At 47.0% G+C, this 21718-nt stretch carries 16 protein-coding genes; 15 read left to right on the top strand and 1 reads right to left on the bottom strand.

The features are described 5' to 3' along the window. Nucleotides 1-142 precede the first annotated feature (142 nt). From tssB to BSQ33_RS19840, 15 genes are all read left to right on the top strand, one after another. Nucleotides 143-655: a type VI secretion system contractile sheath small subunit gene (gene tssB / locus BSQ33_RS19910; protein WP_072963197.1), complete on the top strand. Its 513-nt coding sequence runs from the start codon at nt 143-145 to the stop codon at nt 653-655. Nucleotides 656-710: 55 nt separating this feature from the next. Beyond that, nucleotides 711-2186, top strand: a complete 1476-nt coding sequence (gene tssC, locus BSQ33_RS19905; RefSeq protein WP_088135076.1) for a type VI secretion system contractile sheath large subunit — start codon at nt 711-713, stop codon at nt 2184-2186. Nucleotide 2187: 1 nt separating this feature from the next. Next, entirely contained in the window at nt 2188-2625 is a 438-nt protein-coding gene (gene tssE, locus BSQ33_RS19900; RefSeq protein ID WP_088135075.1) for a type VI secretion system baseplate subunit TssE, read from the top strand. 3 nt (nt 2626-2628) lie between these two features. Continuing rightward, entirely contained in the window at nt 2629-4401 is a 1773-nt protein-coding gene (gene tssF / locus BSQ33_RS19895) for a type VI secretion system baseplate subunit TssF (protein WP_088135074.1), read from the top strand. Next, nucleotides 4365-5381: a type VI secretion system baseplate subunit TssG gene (gene tssG, locus BSQ33_RS19890; RefSeq protein ID WP_088135073.1), complete on the top strand. Its 1017-nt coding sequence runs from the start codon at nt 4365-4367 to the stop codon at nt 5379-5381. The genes tssF and tssG overlap by 37 nt, the downstream gene beginning before the upstream one ends. Before the next feature lie 2 nt (nt 5382-5383). Then, complete coding sequence (gene tagH / locus BSQ33_RS19885) at nt 5384-6934, top strand: type VI secretion system-associated FHA domain protein TagH (protein ID WP_088135072.1); 1551 nt, start codon at nt 5384-5386, stop codon at nt 6932-6934. A gap of 38 nt (nt 6935-6972) precedes the next feature. Further along, nucleotides 6973-7428, top strand: coding sequence for a type VI secretion system lipoprotein TssJ (tssJ, locus tag BSQ33_RS19880; RefSeq protein ID WP_232472032.1), 456 nt, complete (start codon nt 6973-6975; stop codon nt 7426-7428). 5 nt (nt 7429-7433) lie between these two features. Then, nucleotides 7434-8768: a type VI secretion system baseplate subunit TssK gene (gene tssK, locus BSQ33_RS19875; RefSeq protein ID WP_072963215.1), complete on the top strand. Its 1335-nt coding sequence runs from the start codon at nt 7434-7436 to the stop codon at nt 8766-8768. 2 nt (nt 8769-8770) lie between these two features. Then, the gene (gene icmH / locus BSQ33_RS19870; protein WP_232472001.1) at nt 8771-9544 is read left to right on the top strand and encodes a type IVB secretion system protein IcmH/DotU; all 774 of its coding nucleotides are present in this window, start codon (nt 8771-8773) and stop codon (nt 9542-9544) included. Between the two features lie 22 nt (nt 9545-9566). After that, nucleotides 9567-12263, top strand: coding sequence for a type VI secretion system ATPase TssH (gene tssH / locus BSQ33_RS19865; RefSeq protein WP_088135069.1), 2697 nt, complete (start codon nt 9567-9569; stop codon nt 12261-12263). A 2-nt stretch (nt 12264-12265) separates the two neighbouring features. Continuing rightward, nucleotides 12266-13801: a sigma-54 interaction domain-containing protein gene (locus BSQ33_RS19860; protein WP_088135068.1), complete on the top strand. Its 1536-nt coding sequence runs from the start codon at nt 12266-12268 to the stop codon at nt 13799-13801. Next, entirely contained in the window at nt 13798-14490 is a 693-nt protein-coding gene (vasI, locus tag BSQ33_RS19855) for a type VI secretion system-associated protein VasI (protein ID WP_232472000.1), read from the top strand. The genes BSQ33_RS19860 and vasI overlap by 4 nt, the downstream gene beginning before the upstream one ends. Before the next feature lie 8 nt (nt 14491-14498). Then, entirely contained in the window at nt 14499-15902 is a 1404-nt protein-coding gene (gene tssA, locus BSQ33_RS19850; protein WP_088135067.1) for a type VI secretion system protein TssA, read from the top strand. A gap of 61 nt (nt 15903-15963) precedes the next feature. Further along, on the top strand, nt 15964-19467 hold the full coding sequence (gene tssM, locus BSQ33_RS19845; RefSeq protein WP_198298240.1) for a type VI secretion system membrane subunit TssM: 3504 nt from the start codon (nt 15964-15966) through the stop codon (nt 19465-19467). Between the two features lie 62 nt (nt 19468-19529). Continuing rightward, nucleotides 19530-20240, top strand: coding sequence for a type VI secretion system ImpA family N-terminal domain-containing protein (locus tag BSQ33_RS19840; RefSeq protein WP_088135065.1), 711 nt, complete (start codon nt 19530-19532; stop codon nt 20238-20240). 440 nt (nt 20241-20680) lie between these two features. Here BSQ33_RS19840 and BSQ33_RS19835 read toward each other — a convergent pair whose 3' ends face one another. After that, nucleotides 20681-20992 (bottom strand): hypothetical protein, encoded by a 312-nt coding sequence (locus BSQ33_RS19835; protein ID WP_088135064.1) that lies wholly within the window; start codon nt 20990-20992, stop codon nt 20681-20683. Nucleotides 20993-21718 lie beyond the last annotated feature (726 nt).

Here is a 21718-nt window from a genome sequence, read left to right as displayed (position 1 = left end):
TGTTTTTACTTATTTAATTGATGCGAATGTGATTCGTGTTCTCATGTCTGAGTCAGAATATTATTTCTGCTCTGACACCATTTTGCTGGTGAAATGAATATACGCAAGCAACGACTATTGGCATAGGTATTGGAGACTTGTTATGTCTAAAGAAGGTAGTGTCGCTCCGAAAGAGCGCATTAATATTAAATATGTTCCTGCGACAGGGGATCAACAGGCCGAAATTGAATTACCACTCAAAACATTAGTGGTTGGTGATTTTAAAGGTCACACGGAAGAAACACCGGTTGAGGATCGTCAATCTGTTTCAGTTGACAAGAACAACTTCGAGTCAGTGATGCGTGAGAGTAACCTCTCAATCAGCGCAACTGTAAAAAACAAATTGGGTGATGACCCTGATGCTGAGTTACCAGTCGAGCTGAGCTTTAAGTCGTTGCAAGATTTTGCCCCAGATTCAGTTGCGGCTCAGGTTCCGGAATTGAATAAGCTGATCGAACTTCGTGAAGCCTTGGTTGCTTTAAAAGGTCCTTTAGGAAATATCCCGGCATTCAGAGAGCGTTTACAAGCTTTGATCGCATCTGAAGAGTCTCGTGAAAAGCTCCTTGCTGAACTGGATATTGTCGGCGGGTCTGAAGAAAAAGAACCTCAAGAGTAACGATAGACGCAATACTTTTGGTGTTTTTTAACTTATTGTCATAGGAACTTGATTAATGTCTGCTACAGAAGAAACGGTACTAGAAAGTCCCCAGGCTGGTGAACTTAGCCTGTTAGATGAAATTATGGCTCAAACACGTCTTGCGCCGAATGAAGAAGGTTATGATATCGCGAAAAAAGGTGTTGCCGCGTTTATCGAAAACCTGATTGGTTCGAGCCAAGAATCAGAACCAGTCAATAAATCACTGGTTGACCAAATGCTGGTTGAGCTGGATAAAAAAATCAGTGCGCAAATGGATGAGATCCTTCACCATGAAAAATTCCAGCAAATGGAATCTGCATGGCGTGGACTGAAGCTTTTCGTCGACCGTACCGATTTCAGAGAAAACAACAAAATTGACATCATCCATGTCACCAAAGAAGAACTGTTGGAAGATTTTGAATTTGCACCAGAAATCTCTCAATCAGGTCTGTATAAGCAAGTTTATTCTTCTGGTTACGGTCAGTTTGGTGGTGAACCGACAGGCGCGATGATCGGCAACTATGCGTTCACGCCGTCTACACCAGATATGAAGCTGCTTCAGTACATGGGTGCGCTTGGCGCAATGGCTCATGCACCGTTTATTTCGAGTGTAGGTCCTGAATTCTTTGGTATCGACTCTTTTGAAGAACTTCCTAATATCAAAGATGTGAAATCGATCTTCGAAAGTCCGAAATATACCAAGTGGCGTTCGCTGCGTGAATCTGAAGATGCACGCTATCTGGGTCTGACTGCACCACGTTTCTTGTTGCGTGTACCTTACGATCCAATCGAGAATCCAATCAAAACCTTCAACTATCAAGAAAGTGTCCGTGAATCTCATGAACATTATCTGTGGGGTAACACAGCCTTTGCATTTGCAACGCGTTTGACAGACAGCTTTGCAAAATACAGATGGTGTCCGAACATCATTGGTCCTCAAAGTGGTGGTGCGGTTGAAGATCTACCGGTCCACGTTTTTGAAACAATGGGTGCTTTACAAGCGAAGATTCCAACGGAAGTGTTGATCACCGACCGTAAAGAATTTGAACTTGCAGAAGAAGGTTTCATCGCACTGACGATGCGTAAAGGCAGCGACAATGCGGCATTCTTCTCTGCCAACTCGATTCAGAAGCCAAAAGTCTTCCCGAATACGAAAGAAGGTAAAGAAGCAGAAACCAACTACAAGCTGGGTACTCAGCTCCCTTACATGATGATCATTAACCGTCTTGCGCACTACATCAAAGTATTGCAACGCGAACAGATCGGTTCATGGAAAGAGAGACAAGATCTTGAGCGTGAACTGAATGGTTGGATCAAACAGTATGTTGCTGATCAGGAAAACCCACCGGCAGACGTTCGTAGTCGTCGTCCACTTCGTGCTGCACGCATTGAAGTGTCTGATGTAGAAGGTAACCCAGGCTGGTATCAGGTATCGCTGGCAGTTCGCCCACACTTCAAGTACATGGGTGCGAACTTTGAATTGTCACTCGTTGGCCGTTTAGATCAGTAATATGTCTTATATTGCGCCTGAAGAGGTTGCATTTGGCGTCGGCTTCTTTGAACGCTTAGAAGCCGGCGAAAGACCCCGGTCTTTGACCCAGGGACCAGATGCAAACGATGTGCTTAATTCGATCAAGCGGAACGTTTCCAATGTTCTGAATACCCGGCTGGGGGAAGCGCAGAGCGCACCTGAGCTGGGGCTCGTTGATTTTAACGATGCGACACTGGAAACACTTGATTTGGCTGTCAGAATCCGCATGGCGATTAAGGACTGTTTAAGAAAATATGAGCCACGATTGAAAGACATTGTGGTGACGTCAGAAAGAGACGATTTGAACCCATTATCACTGAGATTTCGGATTACCGCAGAAGTGAACAGTAGTGCTGTTCATGATACGGTCAAACTGAGTCTGTTATTGGATCAAAACCGTCAATATCGAGTGTATTGATACATGGCACAAGATAAGTACTTTCGAGAAGAACTTTCATTTTTGAAAGAGCAGGGGAAGCGTTTCACTGAAATCCATCCCCAGCTTTCTCGTTTTCTTCACGGTCAGGTGACCGACCCGGATGTTGAACGTCTACTGGAAGGTTTTGCATTCCTGACAGCACGCCTGCGTGAAAAAGTTGAAGATGAGTTTCCTGAGCTGACGCATTCGATTATTAACATGCTATGGCCGAACTATCTGCGGCCCGTTCCGAGCATGAGTATTGTTGCGTTCCAACCGGAATCGAAAGTCAGTGAGAAGCAGATTGTCCGCGCAGGTATTCAACTCGATAGCTCAGAAAAAGTTTTAGGCACGGTATGTCACTTCAGAACATGTCGTGACGTTGCTGTTTACCCTTTAGTGCTCGAGGATATTACCTCTCACCATACTCGGGAATCGAGTACCGTCGATATCAATTTAGCGATGAAAGGCGAAATGTCAGTCGGAGAAGCACTGGTTGACAGTTTACGCTTTTATCTTGGCGGTGAGCTGTATAGCGCCCAGATGCTGTACCTGTGGCTTCATCACCATCTGGATAAAATGGTGATTGACGTCAATGGGACTGAATTCAGTATTCCACGGGATGCCCTTCAGTCAGTTGGTTTTGCCGGTGAAGACGCACTGCTGCCGTACCCGAAAAATGTGTATGAAGGATATCGGATTTTACAGGAGTACCTGTCATTTCCGGAGGCTTTCCATTTCTTTGATATTCAGGCACTGGATAAAGTGCTGCCAAAATCAGTGCGTGGCAAAATGACGCTTCGCATTCATTTTTCAAAAACACTGCCGACAGATGTTCGGATTAACCAGAGCAGTTTCCAACTTTACTGTGTGCCGATCATTAACCTGTTCGAACATGATGCAGATCCAATTGACTTGACCGGTAAGCAGTCTGAATACCGCGTCATTCCATCGAGTCGTTATCCGTCTCATTATGAAGTATTCAGTATCGATGGTGTCTATGGCTGGCAGGATAAAACGCAGGATAGTCAGCGGATTCGTGGTGAAAAACGCGTTTACCACCCATTTGAAAGTTTTCAGCATCAGGTGGAAAGAGCCAGACAGCGCGAAGTGCTCTATTACCGCTCACGCGTGAAAGATAGTCAACGTAATGATGGCTTCGACACCTTTATTTCGTTTATCCGCGGAGATGAAACGCTTTCGGTCGATGTCGATGAAGCGATTTCGATCCAACTGACCTGTACCAATCGATTATTACCAATTGAGCTTGGGGTCGGTGATATCTGTCAATCAACGGACACTTCACCCGACTACGTAACATTCAAAAATATTATTGCACCGACTCAGCCGTTGCGTCCGGTTTTGGATGGCAGCTTGTTGTGGGGATTAATTTCAAATTTATCATTGAATTACCTGTCGCTGCTTTCGAAAGATGCACTGAGCAGTGTACTCAGAATTTATGACTTCCGCGCTCTTGTTGACCGTCAGGCCGAGCGTGTGGCGAAAAAGCGTTTGGAAGGCATTATCAAAATAGAATCGAAGCCCATAGACAAATTATTAAGAGGGCTTCCTGTACGTGGTTTGCAATCCGAAATTCATATTGATCAGAGCTGTTTTGGTTCAGAAGGTGATCTTTATCTGTTTGGTCGGGTGTTGAGCCACTTTTTTGCTTTGTATGCCAACATCAATTCATTTCATGAACTGATTTTGGTCAACGTCAGTAATAACGAGAAATACTCATGGGGAACCCGGACAGGGATGCAGCCGCTGATATAGATTCAGCTCAAAAAAAGCAAGCGCTCATACCAATACCGGATAAGGTGAGGTCGTACAATTTCTTCCAACTGGTGGAATTGTTACAAAAACTTCAGCATTCAAATCCGGAAAATGAAGATTGGGAAAGAGTTTGTCGCCTGATATTCAGTGCGAATCCCAGCTTGGGGTTCTCGCCTGCTGACGTGACGGATTTGACCCAGTTTGATGACGAACATTTGATTTTACAAACCAACTTTTTTGGTTTGACCGGATCGCAGTCTCCGTTACCCGGCTTCATTCTTGAGCAGTTAGCCGTTGAAGACCCGGGCGGATTCAAACGTCCTTTTCTGGATTTTTTCAATAACCGCCTGATTAATTTAGTCTATCGAATCTGGCGTAAATATCGTTATTACGTGCGTTTTCAGGATGACGCGCAAGATCTGTTTTCACAACAATTATTCGCGCTCGTTGGATTGGCGGATCCTGACTTAAGGGGCGATACACCAATCAACTGGTGCAAAATGCTCGCTTACGCAGGGGTACTCGCAGGACGAAGCCGTTCTCCGCAGGTCGTTGCGGGGATTATTGCCCACTGCTTTGATTTAGAAGATGTCAGCATCCGGCAATGGGAAAAACGCAGAGTAATGATTGACCCGTCGCAGCAATTCTCCCTTGGTCAGCAAAATGGCAACTTGGGAATGAACACCGTCATCGGTGAATCGGTGATGGATTGCAACGGTAAATTTGTGATTTGTATTAAAGGGTTGTCACGCGAGCGATTTGCAGATTTTCTGCCGATCGGTAAGGAGTTTCAACCGCTGTGTAAGTTGGTGGAATTCGTCTTGCGAGAGCAGATGGCTTATGACTTGGAGCTCTCGATGGATGAGAAAGAAGTCCCCGTACTTCGATTGGACTCTCAGGATAGTGTGGCCTTGGGGTGGTATTCGTTTCTTGGCTCAGGTGAGCGCGAGAAAAATGTGTTAATTCAGGTGAGGCAATAGTGATGGTTCAAAGTAAACAGCCTTCCCTCAACATCATTGTCACCAATGTTCAGGTGTTGGAGTCCGGTTTGGTCTCGCGGACGTCTTGGACGCCTGCTGGTGGCACAATCGGAACGGCGACAGATAGTTTCTGGCACCTCTCGGATAAAAATGGTGCCATTTACCCGAATCATTGTGAAATTGTGGTCGTTGACGGCGCTTTTTGTGTTCGTGATAACTGCGGTGCAACCTATGTGAACGGTTCATCGATGCCGTTGGGCCGTAACAAGCTCGCCCGATTAGAAAACAAAGATGAAATTCAAGTGGGTCCTTACTCTCTCCGAGTTCATTTAGGCACCACGGGTGATGATGATATTGCTTCGAGCAATGTACTGGAGCAGCTATTTGATGATGATCGGCATAGTCTTTTAGCGGACGATGACGGTGAAGCCGAGACTTTACACCGTACCGATGAAGTCGATCACAACGTGACAGACCCATTAATGGCACTGGATGAACTCTCTCCCCAGAACAAAGATGACAGTTATGTGTTGATTGATGGTGATGAAGATGAAGCCCGGGCAGAAGATGAAAACCAAGAACAACCTTTGCTTGCTGCTGAAGAATATTACCAGCAGCCATTGCAGGAAACGCAGCAGGAAAACGGTGAATACGATATGACCGCGTCGATTAGTCTGAAGAAAATCTTCAGATTCGGGGCACTCAAGTTGGGCAGAAAGCCCAAAGCAGACGTACAGCAGGCAGCGCCTGCCAATACACGCAGTAACCACACTAATGCGACAGACAATCAATCTGTGCACAACCGATCTGTGAGTCATGGATCAGTCGATTATCAATCAGTGAACAACGAATCAGAGGGCTATGGGATGGATGAGAACGTACTCGATCTACTCGAAGAAGAAGTCGCAAAAAGCATGTCATCGACATCAGAACAGTCTGTTGAAACAAATCATCATGGAAAACATCTGCTGACCGGCCCAATGCTGGATGGTCTGGGTGTGGATCTGACCGATAGCCATGACATGGAAAAAATGCACTTTCTTTCCGAAGAGCTGGGCCTGTCACTTCAGGCATGTGTTAAAGGATTACTGGATCTGCACAAACAGGTCAATCATGGTCGTTTCGATATGATGAACCGCAATCTTCAGCCAATTGAAGATAACCCGCTGCGACTGGGTCTGTCTTATGAAGAGACCATGAAAACCATGTACGACTCGCAGAAAAGTCTGGTGCATTTGTCGGCACCGGCAGCCATTACTGAAAGTTTGAAAAGCATCCAAGATCATAACGATGCGGTTCAGTATGCAACGACAGAAGCGTTGAGTCAGATATTGGCAGCGTTCTCACCCCAGGTACTCTTGCGTCGCTTTAAGAATTATAAGCGTCCGAATGAGCAACGCAGCGACTCTGAGGACTCATGGGCTTGGAATATGTATAGCAGCTACTACCAAGAACTGACGTCTAACCGTCAAAAAGGATTTGAAAAGCTGTTTTGGGAAATATTCGAACAGGCTTACGACAAGAAAATCCGTGAGAAGCAACTGGAGTTCTGATTGTGAAAAAGTTTGCTTGTGTTTTATTCGCTTTGCTAATGCTTACTGCGTGCAGCAGTAGCAGTAGCACAGCAGCGGATGAATATAATCCGGCAGAAGCTCCGACAACAGTGACATTCAGTATGGTGACTGATGCTGGTGTAAACCCCAATATTTGGGGTGAGGCATCACCGATTGAAGTACAGGTCTTTGAACTAGAAGATGATTCCATGTTCATGTCAGCTGACTATGACACGATCAAAGCCAGTTATAAGAAAGCGCTCCGGAGTAACTTTGTCAGAGATTACGATTACATGATGATGCCCGGTCAGTTTAAGTTTGTGAATGCATTCAAAATTTCTCCGGATACACATTATATCGGTGTCATGGCTCATTTTGCTGAACCTGAACTGAGTGAATGGAAGAAAGCTGTCAAGGTCTTGAATAAAGGCCGAGAGTATCACCTGCTGATGCTGTTCAAAGACTACGATGTTAAATTAGAAAAAGTGGAATAATCGAGATGTTTGCACGTAACCGTGTTATCTGGAACGAAGGATTGTTTATCAAGCCTCAGCATTTCCAACAACAACAACGATATACAGAATACTATGTTGATGCACGGATGAATTCTGTCAGTGGCTATCTGTACGGCATCTCTGAGCTGGCATTAAATCCGGAATATCTGGCATTTGGCCGGATTGCAATTGAACGGTTATCAGGTGTGATGCCTGATGGTACTGTTTTTAACATTCCGCAGGAAGACTCACTTCCTGAACCGCTGGAAATTGAAGATGCTTCACTGGCTGGGCAATTGGTCTATCTGGCACTGCCATTGCGGACCGAATCACTGCTCGAAGTGAGTTGGCCGGAAGAACGCGGCACCGGGCGTTATGAAAGTCGCCGGATGGATGTGCGCGATGTCCAAAGTATGCAGGGTGATACCACCACGATCGATGTGTCTCCGGTGCGCATGCATCTGATGCTGGAAAAAGAAGATCGCAGTTCTTATGCATCATTTGCTATTGCCCGGATTCTCGAAAAACGCCCGGATGGGAGTTTGGTGTTGGATCCTGAATTTATCCCGTGTCACCTCAATTCATCTGTCAATGTGACGCTACATCGCGTGGTGACTGAAATCGCCGGACTGATGAATGAACGCGCGAAAAGCATCGCTGAGCGGATTAGTTCTCCCGGCCAAGGCGCTGTGGCTGACGTGTCTGACTTTATGTTATTACAGGCGCTGAACCGCTTGCAGCCGCTGATTGAGCATTTATCCAAACTCCGGACGCTTCATCCAGAACGGCTGTTTGAATGTTTAGCGTCGATTTGTGGTGAGCTGGCAACGTTTACCGATGAAAGTCGTTTACCGCCAACCATTCCGGTTTATAACCATGACATGCCAACGGACTGTTTCATGACACTGATTCGTCATATGAGACAGAGCTTGAGTGTCGTGCTTGAACCGCGTGCGGTTTCTATCCAGTTGGATAAACGCAAATATGGCCTCATGGTTGCGCCAATCCATGACACCAATCTCATGGAAGATGCTGACTTTATTATTGCTGTTAAGGCGAGAATGCCGCTGGATGAGCTGCGTCGTGTGTTCGTACAACAGACCAAAGTCGCTTCTGTTGAGAAGATCAGAGAGCTGATTTCTCTCCAACTGCCGGGTATCCCATTGACGCCGCTACCTGTTGCGCCGCGTCAGCTCCCTTACCATGCGGGCTATACCTACTATCAACTTGATAAATCCAGTTCAGCTTGGTCCATGATCAGACAAGCCAGCGGTTTCGCTTTCCACGTGGCCGCGGCATTTGAAGATCTTGACTTACAATTCTGGGCGATAAGGAGTTAATTGTGGTGCAGAATACGGGTGAACACATTGACAATTTACTGTTTGATAATGTGGAAAATATCAACCGGGACCAAGACTATTGGTTCCAATTACGGGGGGATAACCCCAACGTCCTGATTGATGCAGCGACCCCGTTATTTGGTCTGTCACTCCGGGTTCGGAGCATGACCAGTTGTCCGAATATCGAACAGATCTATCATCAAACGGTTGAAGAGATCAAAGCGATTGAAATCGAACTGACTGAACAAGGTTTTGATAATGCCGTATTGATGGCTTATCGATACATCTTGTGCACGTTTCTCGATGAAGCCGTTATGGGCACTGAATGGGGCTCTTCCAGTATCTGGGCATCCCATTCAATGCTTTCTCGTTTTCATAATGAAACTTGGGGTGGAGAAAAGGTCTACACCATTCTTGCTCGTCTTGAAGGTGAACCGCAACGCTACAAGCTTCTGTTGGAGTTTATCTATCACTGTCTGATCCTTGGCTTCGAAGGCAAGTATCGCGTGATGGAAAATGGTCACAATGAGCGCGAAAGAGTGATCAGTCACTTGTACGATATGCTGGCCGCGCTTGAAGAGAAAAAGATTCAACCACTCAATCAAGCTAATCAACATATCGTCGATGCCAAGTACCGTCTGAATCGTCAACTGCCGGTTTGGTCTGTTTTTCTTGGATTCTTCCTGCTGTGGAGCGGGATCTTTCTGGGTTACACATGGTTATTGCACGAGAAATCGGCTGACGTTGTGAACCAGTTAAGTCAACTTCTTAATTAATTTTTTAGGCTAGGTGATCGCTGTGATCCGAATTGAATTACCCACTCTTATTTCAAAGTTAAACCAACAAAGTAAGCTGGCGCTTGAGCAGGCGGCTTCTTTATGTATTGAACGTCAACATCCTGAAGTGACGTTAGAACACTATCTCGATGTTCTGCTGGACAACCCGCTGTCAGATATCCGTGTCATCCTCAAGCAGGCCAATATCGATTTTGAAAATGTCAGACAAGCTATTGCCAGCTCGTATACGCGTGAACATGCACTGGACACTTATCCTGCTTTTTCGCCATTACTGGTTGAGTTGTTGCAGGAAGCCTGGTTATTGTCCACCACCGAACTGGATCAACATGAATTACGCTCCGGTGCGATTTTTCTGGCGGCACTGACCCGGGTTGATCGCTATCTGCCCGTACGACTCATCGCCCTGTTAGAAAGTATTAACCGGGAAACGCTGAAGAAAAACTTCGCGGCTGTTGTTGCCGATTCCTCTGAAACGGCCGTTGATAAAACGACAGAAAAAAGTAATGCGAAATCGCCTCTGACAGAAGCAAGCACACCATTACAGAAATACTGTTCGAATGTCAGTGAGCAGGCCCGTCGGGGTGAACTGGATCCGGTCTTGTGCCGTGAAGATGAAATCAATCTGATGATTGATATCCTGTGTCGTCGCCGCAAGAACAACCCGATTGTCGTCGGTGATGCCGGGGTCGGTAAAAGTGCCATGATTGAAGGCCTTGCACTACGAATCGTTGCTGGCAATGTGCCTGACCAACTGAAAAATGTCGATATCATGGCGCTCGATTTAGGTCTGCTTCAGGCCGGTGCGTCAGTCAAAGGTGAGTTCGAGAAACGCCTTAAAGGTGTGATTGATGCGATTAAAACGTCACCAACACCAATTATTCTGTTTATCGATGAAGCGCATACCTTGATCGGTGCCGGTAATCAGGAAGGCGGCGCCGATGCGGCCAACTTGCTCAAACCAGCACTTGCCCGTGGTGAACTGAGTACCGTTGCTGCGACGACTTGGAAAGAGTACAAAAAATATTTTGAAAAAGATCCGGCGCTGACCCGTCGTTTCCAACTGGTGAAATTGGAAGAGCCAAGCATCGGTCAGGCGGTTGATATCCTGCGTGGTCTCAATAGTGTGTATGAAAAAGCCCACCATGTGTTGATCACCGATGAAGCATTGAAAGCGGCGGCTGAACTATCGGCTCGCTATATTTCAGGACGCCAACTGCCGGATAAAGCCATTGATGTTTTAGATACCGCTTGTGCCAGAATTGCGATCCACCTGACCACGCCACCGAAGCGCCTTGCTCAGTTGGAAACCAATTGCTATCAGCGTCAGCTAGAAATCGACATGCTCGAAAGAGCACAGTTCCTCGGCAGTGAAAATGATGTTAAACGTCTGGATGAGCTGCGCGCTCAGGAAGCGCAAGACGAAGCGGAAAAATTAACACTGCTTGAGAGCTGGGAAAGTCAAAAAACACTGGTTGAGTCCATTATTGAACTTCGCTCCCAGCTGATTGCGCTTTCGTTGCAACATGCTGAGGCCGAGGCACAACCGGCTGAAGCCACTTCATTTGAAGTCTTGGATGAGCTGGTTGAAGGACAGGAAGCATCCGCAGAGCAATCGCCACAAGAGGTGATGGAAGCGCTGAAGTGTGAACTGCAAGAGAAGTATGCCGCGCTTGAAGCGATTCCGCATCGTGAGCGTCTGATTTATCCGCAAGTCGATTCAGACCAGATCGCAGAAGTCATTGCAGACTGGACGGGCGTGCCTGTCGATCAGATGAATACCGACGAATTGCACAAAATTACCCATCTGACATCTATTTTAGGGGAAACCATCAAAGGTCAGGATACGGCTATCGAACGGGTTCACCGTCATTTATTGACAGCCCGTGCCGACTTACGTCGTCCCGGCCGTCCAAAAGGGGCTTTCCTGTTGGTGGGACCAAGTGGTGTCGGTAAAACCGAAACGGTGATTCAGTTAGCTGAACAACTTTACGGTGGACAACAATTCCTGACCACTATCAACATGTCTGAATACCAAGAGAAACATACCGTTTCACGTTTGATCGGTTCGCCTCCGGGTTATGTCGGTTACGGTGAAGGGGGAGTATTGACGGAAGCGATCCGCAAAATGCCTTATTCAGTGGTCCTGCTGGATGAAGTTGAAAAAGCGCATCCTGAAGTGCTGAATATTTTCTATCAGGCGTTTGATAAAGGTGAGCTTGCCGATGGTGAAGGTCGAGTCATCGACTGTAAGAACATCGTGTTCTTCCTGACATCGAATCTCGGTTATCAGACCATTGTTGATTATGCTGACGAACCGAAAATCATTGCAGACCGGTTATATCCTGAACTGGCTGACTTCTTTAAACCAGCACTGCTGGCCCGGATGGAAGTGATTCCTTACTTACCGCTCAAGAAAGAAGTCTTGGCTGAAATTGTTCAGGCGAAACTGACTCGTTTGGAAAAAATCTTCCAAGAGCGTTACGCCGCAGAAGTCGAGATTGCCGATTCATTGATTGAAGAAATCCTGACCCGGGCGACCCGTTCTGAAAATGGTGCGCGGATGCTGGAAGCTATTATCGAAGGACAATTGTTACCACCGGTCTCGCTGGCACTATTGAACAAGCTTGCGCAGCGTGAATCGATTAACCGGGTCTATCTGGCTGCGGTTGATGGTGAATTCATCGGTGAGGTTGAATAAGGATGAACCGCTGGTTAACTTACGCGACCGATCTTGTCGGTATCAGAAAAGCACAGCAATTAGCGACGCTTTTTATCGATACGGTTTCACGTGAGTTGGATCTTGACACTTGCTTATTGCTGGTCCCCAGTGCTGATGGGCGGACATTAGTCCCTCATCGGCCTGATCTGGATATGGTGTGGTCGGTGAGCGATTTTGACTGTCCGTTCGCCCATGTTCTCCAGTCCTCAAAACCGATGGCATTGTCATTAGAGAGTTTGGTTTTTTGGCAATCGAATCGTGCATTTGCCCAGTTGACTGAATCCGTCGGTATGTTTGACGTTGTCCGCATTGTTCCGTTACCCCTCCATCAGGATGTCGTGAAGACCCTGCTATTCCTGATTGGTGAGACGGAACATCTTCAACAGATATTTTCTGATGATGATTTTTGCCGTTATGTGGATGTATTCAGCCAACAGTGGACGCTGTTAACCGATATTGAACGTGAAGAGCAGAATCAACGCGATCTCCGCGAATCACTGTTCGATGTTGAGCGAGCCCGTGAACAGCAACGTCTGAGTGACTCTTTGTCCCAGACGCTGGTGGGTCAGAGTGCACCGATGATCAAACTCAGAGAGCAGATTGTCAGTGCAGCCAGTTCTCAGTTATCGGTGATGATTCAGGGCGATACGGGAACAGGGAAAGAGCTGGTCGCTCAGGCGGTGCATGACTTGTCTGAACGGGCCGAGCAACCCTTCATTGCGATTAACTGTGCCGCAATTCCGGAAAACTTACTTGAGAGTGAGTTGTTCGGGTATAGCAAAGGCGCTTTCTCAGGGGCCGAAGCCGATAAACAGGGACTGATCGCACAGGCCAATGGCGGCACGCTCTTTCTTGATGAAATCGGTGATATGCCTTTGGTCCTGCAAGCCAAGTTGTTGCGAGTGCTTGAAACACGAACATTTCGTCCGGTTGGTGGTAAAGAAGAACTGACTTCCGATTTTCGGCTGGTTTCAGCCACGCACGTCAATCTATTGAGTCAAGTTCGTCAAAAAGCATTTCGTCAAGATCTCTATTACCGACTGTTTCAATATCCGATTACCGTGCCATGTTTGACCGAGCGAATCGATGATATTGCGTTATTGAGTCAGCATTTTGTTCATCTATTTAATGACTCGCACGGCACCCAGATCCGTGGGTTGAATTACAAAGCGATTGATTGTCTGAAACAGCACAACTTCAACGGCAATGTGCGTGAACTCAAGCATTTAATCGAGTTTGGATGTGCACAGACACAAGACGGTCACGAAGTTCAGGTGAATAGTTTTATTCATCGGATTCTGCCTCGGGAAGAGGTCAATCTGTTTCAGGTTGAAGAGCCTGAGTCGTGTACTGTGATTAAAGATCTCAAACAGGCGATCCAGGATTTTGAATCAAAAATTATCAGAGAACGTCTGCGATTGTTTTCCGGTGACCGAGCCAAAGCGGCAGAAAGCTTAGGCATTCCCAAACGGACACTGGCTTACAAATGTCAGAAACTGGAGATTAAAGCGCCATGAAATTAAGAATTTCTCGCTCAGTCATGAGCTTGGCGACACTGATGTTATTTCCCGCGGTTGCAGCGATAGCCGCAACCGGCCCCCAAATGCCGAAGCCGGAGGTTTTAACCAAACCGGAGCAGTTAGTTGAACAGGCAAATCAGTGTCGGAGTGTCTCGGAGCGTCTGGAAAGATTACGTTGTTTTGATCGCGTGTTTGAAACCCCGCTGCATCTGACGCCAGTTAAAGCGCAGAAGATCGGTGCATCAGAGTCGTGGCTACATGCGATGGATTCATTGGCAAAACTCGGTGAGGGTCAAATGATGCACCTGACCGAACAAGGGGATGATGCGTGGTTGATTCTGTTGGCATCGAATCCCGCATCACGGTTCGCGAATGATCAAAAACCAGTGTTGATGATGAGCTGTATTCACCGTATCAGTCGGGTGGAATTGGCACTGCCAAGTGAGATTCCTGATGCCAGAGCCAAAGTGACGATTCAGCGTGAAACGCAATACTGGCGTAGCGATGATGCAGGACTGTTACTCTCCTCAGGACGCGGCATGCCGGCGATTAGCCTGATGCGGATTATGGCCAACAAAGACAATACGGTGTTGCGTTCTAATTCAAAGGTGATTGATGGTCTGACTTTCGATACCTCGGGTTTGAGCGACGCACTCAAGCCATTAAGAACACGTTGTGATTGGTAACTGAAATTATGGAACTATCTGAATATCGCCCGTGCATTACCACACCGATTGAGGGAGAGAACCCAGTCGGTGAACGGTTGATTGACGATTCATTATTTGATTTTGTCGAAGATCAGATGATGAAAGTCGGTTCTCTTTCTCATGCCAGTGTGCAATGGGATGAAGTTGAGCACAGTGTTTTAAAACTACTCAAAGAAAAATCGAAAGATATCAAGCTGTTGGTATATCTCTTACAGTGTTTGCACCATCAAGTGACACCCGCTCGGTTTAATTTGTCTCTGTTTATCTGGGCTGATTTTATCTCGTTATTCTGGGAAGAGAGTTATCCGGCGCCAGGGCCGCGAGGCGCATTACCACGGCGTAAATTTTTTGGGCAAATCATTCAGCGCTTTGGCATTGTCATCGAAAAACAGGATTTCAACCGCTTCTCCGGTGAGCTAATGAGCGATCTCGAAGCCGCATTGGATAGTCTTAATCAGGCGGTGGAAACCAAAGGGCTAGTGACGGAAGATTTTTCCGAACTCTTAAATACCGTTCGCTCAAAGATGCGCTTGGCTGAAGAGCGTCAGCGTGCTGAACAGAAAGCGCAGAAACCGAAAGCACAGCAACAGCAGGAAACCACAACAACCAGCAGCCCCTTATCGGTTGACAGTTCCAGTGATAAGGCGGCCAGACAGACATTGTTGAAAGTGTCTGAGTTTCTTGCTGAACAGGAGCAAGGCATCGGACTTGCGATTCGCTTGCGGCGTCATGCGGTGTGGTCTGGCATTCTTTCAGAGCCGGATCATAATTCAGACGGCGAAACGATGCTGCGTCCGATGCAGCAAGATCGCGTCAAAGACTACCAAGATCTGATGCGTAGCCCTGACTTATCCTTATGGCGCAAGATTGAACAGAGTCTGACGATGGCCCCTTATTGGTTTGAAGGGCAGATGATGAGTTATCAAATCGCTCAGGCTTTGGATAAAAAAGATTGGTGTCGGGCCATTCGGGAAGAGGCGGCTTATTTTCTTGAGCGTTTACCCAAGTTAAAAGAACTGAAGTTTAAAGGCGGGCAACCGTTTGTTTCAGAAGAAGTAAATACATGGCTGGGAGAGCAGGAGCAGGCGACCACGCAGGCTTCGGTGGTCGGAAGCTGGCAGGAAAAACGTAAGGAAGCATTTACTTTGGCAAAAGAAGCCGGAATTGCTGTCGCTCTCTCCATGATTAATGGCGGCCTTGAAAAGGCGGTCGAACCCCGGGATAAATTTTATTGGCGGATGATGTCTGCTGATTTGCTCAATGAGCATGGTTTTTCAGCCATGGCCGAAGAGCAATATCAGACATTGTATCGTCAGGCGGGTTCAGCAAGTGTTTCAGAGTGGGAACCCTCACTCATGCAACGATTAGAGAAATATTCAACGTCAGAGTAAGCGAAGGATATCGTCCATGTTGAAAAAGATTTTCGGGCTGCTAAAAAAATTAATGCCGAGTATGGTAGCACTGGTACCGGCATTACTGCTCATTAGCTTTATTTTAATTAATATTGCCATTTGGTGGGCTGGTCCATGGCTCACGATTTATGACACGAAACCATTAGCGAGTATTACGGCACGTATCTTTGCCAGTGTGCTCGTGTTCTTGCTGGCAGCCGCGGTATGGGGGTTCTGGCAGTGGCGGAAACTCCAAAATTACGAAGCTGAACAACAAAAAGAAGAAATTTTCCGTCAAGACCCGGTCAAACTGATGGAAGAACGGCAAGAAGTTGAACTGAATCAGGTAATTACCAACATGCGTAAGAGCCTGAAGAATAAGCGCGATTTTCTGTATTCTTCCCCCTGGTATCTGGTACTCGGTTTAGAAAATGCAGGTAAAACCAGCCTGATTAACCGTTCCGGACAAAACTTTACCTTGTCTTCGGTCATGCGGGCTTCCGGCCAACGCAGCGAAAACCCTTATTCATTCGACTGGTGGATCGGCGATAAAGCCGTCGTCATTGACCCTGACGGTGAGTTGCTGACGCAAGGTAATCGTGATGAAGACAATGACGGTGAAATGGAACGCCGCTTGTGGAAGCACTTTGTTGAATGGTTAGAGCGTACCCGCAGCCGTCGTCCGCTGAATGGGATTGTACTGGCGCTGGACGTTTCGCATTTGGCGACAGCTAAAGCATCCGAGCGCAAAGCTTATGCGAGTATCCTGCGTGCGCGCCTACGTGAGTTGATGGAAACCATGTCGATTCAGTTACCGGTCTACATTGCACTGACCAAACTGGACCTGCTCTATGGCTTTGAACCTTTTTTCAGACACTATTCCAAAGCAGAACGAGAAGAAGCATTAGGATTTACGTTCCAGCTCAATCCGAATGATGACCAAGATGCTTGGTTACAAGAGTTCGAAAATGACTATCTCCAATTCATGTCAACGATTAATGACATGTTGCCAAAAGCGGTTTCTGTTCCGATGGAAGCCGATGAACGCCATGGCGTTTATAGTTTCAGCCGACAAATTTCCGGGCTGAAAGACATTCTGACGCAGTTCTTCCGCGAAACACTGGGTAATGACCAATATTCGTTATCTGCCGTGGTTCGGGGGGCTTACTTTACCTCGGTCTATCAGCAAGGTGTCCCGACCAATGCGTTTGATGATGCCGCCTCGCGTCGTTATGGCTTAGATCACGCGATCAACCGGGCGCAGATTGCAAAAAATTCGACGGTCTATTTTGCGTCGCAGTTATTCAGCAACATTATTTATGCCGAATCAGGTCTGGCATCCGATAACCGTCGGGTTGCCAAGCGGAAACGGCGTCTGATGATGTTGTCGGGCGTGACTTGTACCATCGCATCGTTATTACTGTTTGGTGCATGGCAACGCTACTATGCGGTCAACGTCGAACATGCGGATGCGGTACTGACCAAGGTGAATCAGTTTAAGAATGAGTTGCCGAAAAATATCTATCAGGCATCGCAACGCGACATGCTCGACTCACTGAATAAAATTCGTCAGGCCACGCTGGAATTTGGTTTCTTCCGCAACAAATCGAAGTATTTTTCAGATATGGGGCTGTATCAGGGTCACACCATCGGGCCGATGGTTGAAAAGACCTACCTGAATCTGTTGGAAACCCGTTTTCTGCCGATCCTGCTGTCTGACGTGATCGTGAAAATGAATGAAGCGAAGACCGAAGTTGAAAAACTGGATGCGCTGCGGGTTTATCGCATGATGACCGACAAAGAAGGACGTTATAAAGACATCGTGCTGGATTACTTCGGTAAATACTGGCAGCAAGAGTTCCCGGCTCGCCGTGCCGTTCAGGAAGAACTGATGGGGCATTTAGACTATGCGATGGATCATACAGATCTGACGACAGCCCGGAAAAACGGTGATCCGAACGCGGATAAAATTATGGGTGCATACGATCAGACCATTGCCAAAGTTCAGACTGAACTGAATGCGATGCCGAACAAGCAACGTGTCTATCGTAACCTCAAACTGAATGCACCGACGGTGCTTGGACCTGCGCTGAACCTGCGTAATCTGGTCGGGCCGATCTTTGACCTTGTTTTTGATGAGCGGGTCATGAATGGTGATGGGTTATACATTCCGCAAATGCTGACCAAACGCGGTTTTGAAGACTACTTCATTCCGCAGGTTGAATCGGTTTCTAAACTGGCACTGATTGATGGCTGGGTTTTGGGACAGAACCGTTCTGCTGAGTTCAGTGAAGCTGATAAGCAAGATCTACGGGATAAAATCCGCGGACTTTATGTGGCGGACTATACCAAGACTTGGCGTGCAGCATTGGCAGAAGTGGATATCAAATACTTCAAAGACATCAACGATGCGGTTACGGTACTGGATAATATCACCAGTAGTGTCGAGCCAATTCAGCGTCTGCTGAGAACGCTGGAAGCCAACACCAAAATGATCGCCGGTATCCCGGATGATTCTGCGGCACAGAGCGAGCTGCTCAAATCACCGAAGTATCGTGTGGCGTCGATGATTGATACTCCGTTTGCCGATCTGAACGGTATGCTGGACGCGGTTGGTGACAAACCGGCTTATATCAACGAAGTGATGGGCTCGATTGATGAACTGAAGCTCTACCTGAAAGGGATTCAGGCATCACCTGATATGGGGATGGCTGCGCTTAACGCGACTAAGGCGAGAATGAAGCTGGTTAATGGCGACCCGATTTATACCCTCAGACGGGTTGCATCAGGATTACCAGCACCACTGGATCGCATCTTTACCAAGCTGGCGGATGAAAGCTGGTATGTGATCAAGCAAGAAGCAGTGAAATATTTGGAAGTGCGTTGGCATGATGACGTTTATCGCGTCTTCCGCGAAAAACTGGCGGATCGCTATCCGTTCAATCCAAACTCGAACAAAGATGCATCATTGACTGACTTTGAAGAATTCTTTGCTCCGAATGGTATCTTAGACAGCTTCTATCAGAACCAGCTGAAGATCTTCATTGATGAGAAAGTCGGCTTATCTGATTCAGACAGCGGGCAGAGTGTGGTGAAAGCGGAAGTATTGGAGCAGATTGAACGCGCACGGCAAATTCAGGATGCCTTCTTCAATCGTAAAGGTGTGTTGGATGTGAGCTTCTCGATTGAACCGATACGCTTGACGGGGAATAAACGTCGTAGTGTGCTGAATGTTGACGGACAGTTCTTGTCGTACAGTCATGGTTCAAGAGAAAACGTGGAGCTGATTTGGCCGAATACGCTACGTGATTCTGCAATTTCGAAAATTACGCTGATTCCGACCAAATCGAATCTGTCGCCACGGAGTATTATTATTCAGGGACCATGGGCATTCTTCCGCTTACTTGATGCGGGTGATGTGCTGGCTGCAAGTACCACCTCGGTAGACTACAAGTTTACGGTTGATGGCGGTGACATGGTGTACCGAATTAACTCTGAAGCCGATATGAATCCGTTTACCCAGCGTTTGTTTAAATCATTCAAACTCTCAGGTAACCTGTATTAATATTCAACACATTGTGGAGTGCCTGCGGGCACTCCCTGCATGAATTAGGGCAATTAAACGCCATGTCCCCACGATTATTTATTGAAAACACACCTTTCATACTTACAGCCGAACAAGAAGAATTACACAATCACACCCTGTATCAGGCGGTCAAGAAAGAGATTTATCGCGAGCGTTCTCCCTTTGCCGGTGGCACGGATTGGGAACTGGTCAAACAGAACAGTGAGCAATTGGCACAAGTCACCGGACTGGATTTGGCGATGTGTGTGTATTACAGCATTGCTTGTCTCAAGCTGGATGGATTACGAGGTTACACGAACGGGCTAGAGCTGATGTATGGCTGTTTGGTGAGCCTGAAAGAGGATATCAAAGAGAGCGATAAATATATTGAGCGGTTATTTCATTGGGCCAATGCACAAGCGTTGATTGAACTGCAAAATCTTCGCGCCAGTTATGAAATATTGCGTGAGCTTTATCGTTGTGAACAGCTTTGTGATCGCATCAGTTATTTGCTTCAGTCGGAAAGACCGGGTGTGAAAGCTGATTTTGAGTCGATCGGTTATATTATTTTTGAACAGATTGATCGGTTAGAAACCTGCTATCAGGTGGCTTTAAAACGCCGGGAGTTTACCGAAAACGGCCGCCCAGCGGCGGTTGTGCAGGTTACTAAACCGGGCACCAGCTGGTGGAAACTGGCGCTGATGTTTGTGTTAGGAGGCGGTCTGGCCGGTGGTGGTGTGTACTGGTGGCTATTGCAGACACTTGGTAATTGAATGACTTTTTAACGGTATCGATTAGCATTGTTTAAAGCCCCTATGAAAGGGGCTTTTTTCATTTTACAGTGTAAATAGTGGGGGATTTGTTGTTTTAGCAATTGGCTCCCAAATTTGACGCACAATTGCGTTTTTCGATTTCAGAGGCATTGGTGTCTTGTGCGCCAGTTCATCTTTCAGAGATGAAAGACGAACCAGAAAATCTTTTTTTGTTTGACGGCGTCGCACGTTGTCCAGAACCCGCTTTTACGGGCGTCCTGCCCGGAAAAGCCTAATCATTCATCCTTGAATGGTTTTCTTGGTTGGGTAGTTGATTTGGATTGAGTGAAACATAGCAAAAAGCCAATTTGGTCACAGGACTCAGGGGGAAAAATCAGGACGATTTTTCAGGATTGCTTGAGCAGGATGCGAATCAATCCGACCCGGCCAGCGTCCACGAACTAAACCGTTCTTTTGGGTACTTTTGGAACGCCAAAAGTACCTGGGGCGCGTGCATCAGATGCCGCAGAAATTAATAAACTCATTGCGCACCAAACAACAGCGCCACAATGTTCATCTCCCCAGCCTTCGGCTCCGAAATTTGACGCACAATTGTGTTCCTCAATTTTAGAAGCATCGGTGTTCTGTGCGCCAGTTACTCTTGCCAAGATGCAAGAGTAACCAGAAAATCTTTTTTGTTGGGCTTGGGTGCACGTTGTCCAGAACCCGCTTTTACGGGCGTCCTGCCCGGAAAAGCCTAACCATTCATCCATGAATGGTTTTCTTGGTTGGGTGGTTGATTTGGATTGAGTGAAACATAGCAAAAAGCCAATTTGGTCACAGGACTCAGGGGGAAAATCAGGACGATTTTTCAGGATTGCTTGAGCAGGAGCGAATCAATCCGGCCCGGCCAGCGTCCACGAACTAAACCGTTCTTTAGGGTACTTTTGGAACGCCAAAAGTACCTGGGGCGCGTGCATCAGATGCCGCAGAAATTAATAAACTCATTGCGCACCAAACAACAGCGCCACAATATTCATCTCCCCAGCCTTCGGCTCCGAAATTTGACGCACAATCAGGTTCCTCAATTTCAGAAACTGCGGTGTTCTGTGCGCCAGTTCATCTTTCAGAGATGAAAGACGAACCAGAAAATCTTTTTTGTTTGACGGCGTCGCACGTTGTCCAGAACCAGCTTTTACGGGCGTCCTGCCCGGAAAAGCCTAATCATTCATCGATGAATGATTTTCTTGGTTGGGTGGTTGATTTGGATTGAGTGAAACATAGCAAAAAGCCAATTTGGTCACAGGACTCAGGGGGAAAAATCAGGACGATTTTTCAGGATTGCCTGAGCAGGATGCGAATCAATCCGACCCTGATTATGTGCGCTGAACTCAAACTCAAGGCACTTTTGGGGACTTTTGCTGCTGGGCAAAAGTCTCTGGGGCGCTGTCGGAGATGCCATTGAAATCGGTGAAAGTAATCGCGCACCAAACCGCTGT

The sequence above is a fragment of the Vibrio gazogenes genome (genome assembly GCF_002196515.1).
In the GTDB taxonomy this organism is placed as follows: Bacteria; Pseudomonadota; Gammaproteobacteria; order Enterobacterales; family Vibrionaceae; genus Vibrio; species Vibrio gazogenes_A.
Note: the sequence above shows the minus strand (reverse complement) of the source record. Positions and strands in the feature narration are given on the sequence as shown.

Excerpts from the sequence above, each read along its gene's own strand:
- tssB (WP_072963197.1), top strand. The coding sequence starts at position 143 with ATGTCTAAAGAAGGTAGTGTCGCTCCGAAAGAGCGCATTAATATTAAA.
- tssC (WP_088135076.1), top strand. The coding sequence starts at position 711 with ATGTCTGCTACAGAAGAAACGGTACTAGAAAGTCCCCAGGCTGGTGAA.
- tssE (WP_088135075.1), top strand. The coding sequence starts at position 2,188 with ATGTCTTATATTGCGCCTGAAGAGGTTGCATTTGGCGTCGGCTTCTTT.
- tssF (WP_088135074.1), top strand. The coding sequence starts at position 2,629 with ATGGCACAAGATAAGTACTTTCGAGAAGAACTTTCATTTTTGAAAGAG.
- tssG (WP_088135073.1), top strand. The coding sequence starts at position 4,365 with ATGGGGAACCCGGACAGGGATGCAGCCGCTGATATAGATTCAGCTCAA.
- tagH (WP_088135072.1), top strand. The coding sequence starts at position 5,384 with ATGGTTCAAAGTAAACAGCCTTCCCTCAACATCATTGTCACCAATGTT.
- tssJ (WP_232472032.1), top strand. The coding sequence starts at position 6,973 with ATGCTTACTGCGTGCAGCAGTAGCAGTAGCACAGCAGCGGATGAATAT.
- tssK (WP_072963215.1), top strand. The coding sequence starts at position 7,434 with ATGTTTGCACGTAACCGTGTTATCTGGAACGAAGGATTGTTTATCAAG.
- BSQ33_RS19860 (WP_088135068.1), top strand. The coding sequence starts at position 12,266 with ATGAACCGCTGGTTAACTTACGCGACCGATCTTGTCGGTATCAGAAAA.
- vasI (WP_232472000.1), top strand. The coding sequence starts at position 13,798 with ATGAAATTAAGAATTTCTCGCTCAGTCATGAGCTTGGCGACACTGATG.
- tssA (WP_088135067.1), top strand. The coding sequence starts at position 14,499 with ATGGAACTATCTGAATATCGCCCGTGCATTACCACACCGATTGAGGGA.
- tssM (WP_198298240.1), top strand. The coding sequence starts at position 15,964 with ATGGTAGCACTGGTACCGGCATTACTGCTCATTAGCTTTATTTTAATT.
- BSQ33_RS19840 (WP_088135065.1), top strand. The coding sequence starts at position 19,530 with ATGTCCCCACGATTATTTATTGAAAACACACCTTTCATACTTACAGCC.
- BSQ33_RS19835 (WP_088135064.1), bottom strand. The coding sequence starts at position 20,992 with ATGGATGAATGGTTAGGCTTTTCCGGGCAGGACGCCCGTAAAAGCGGG.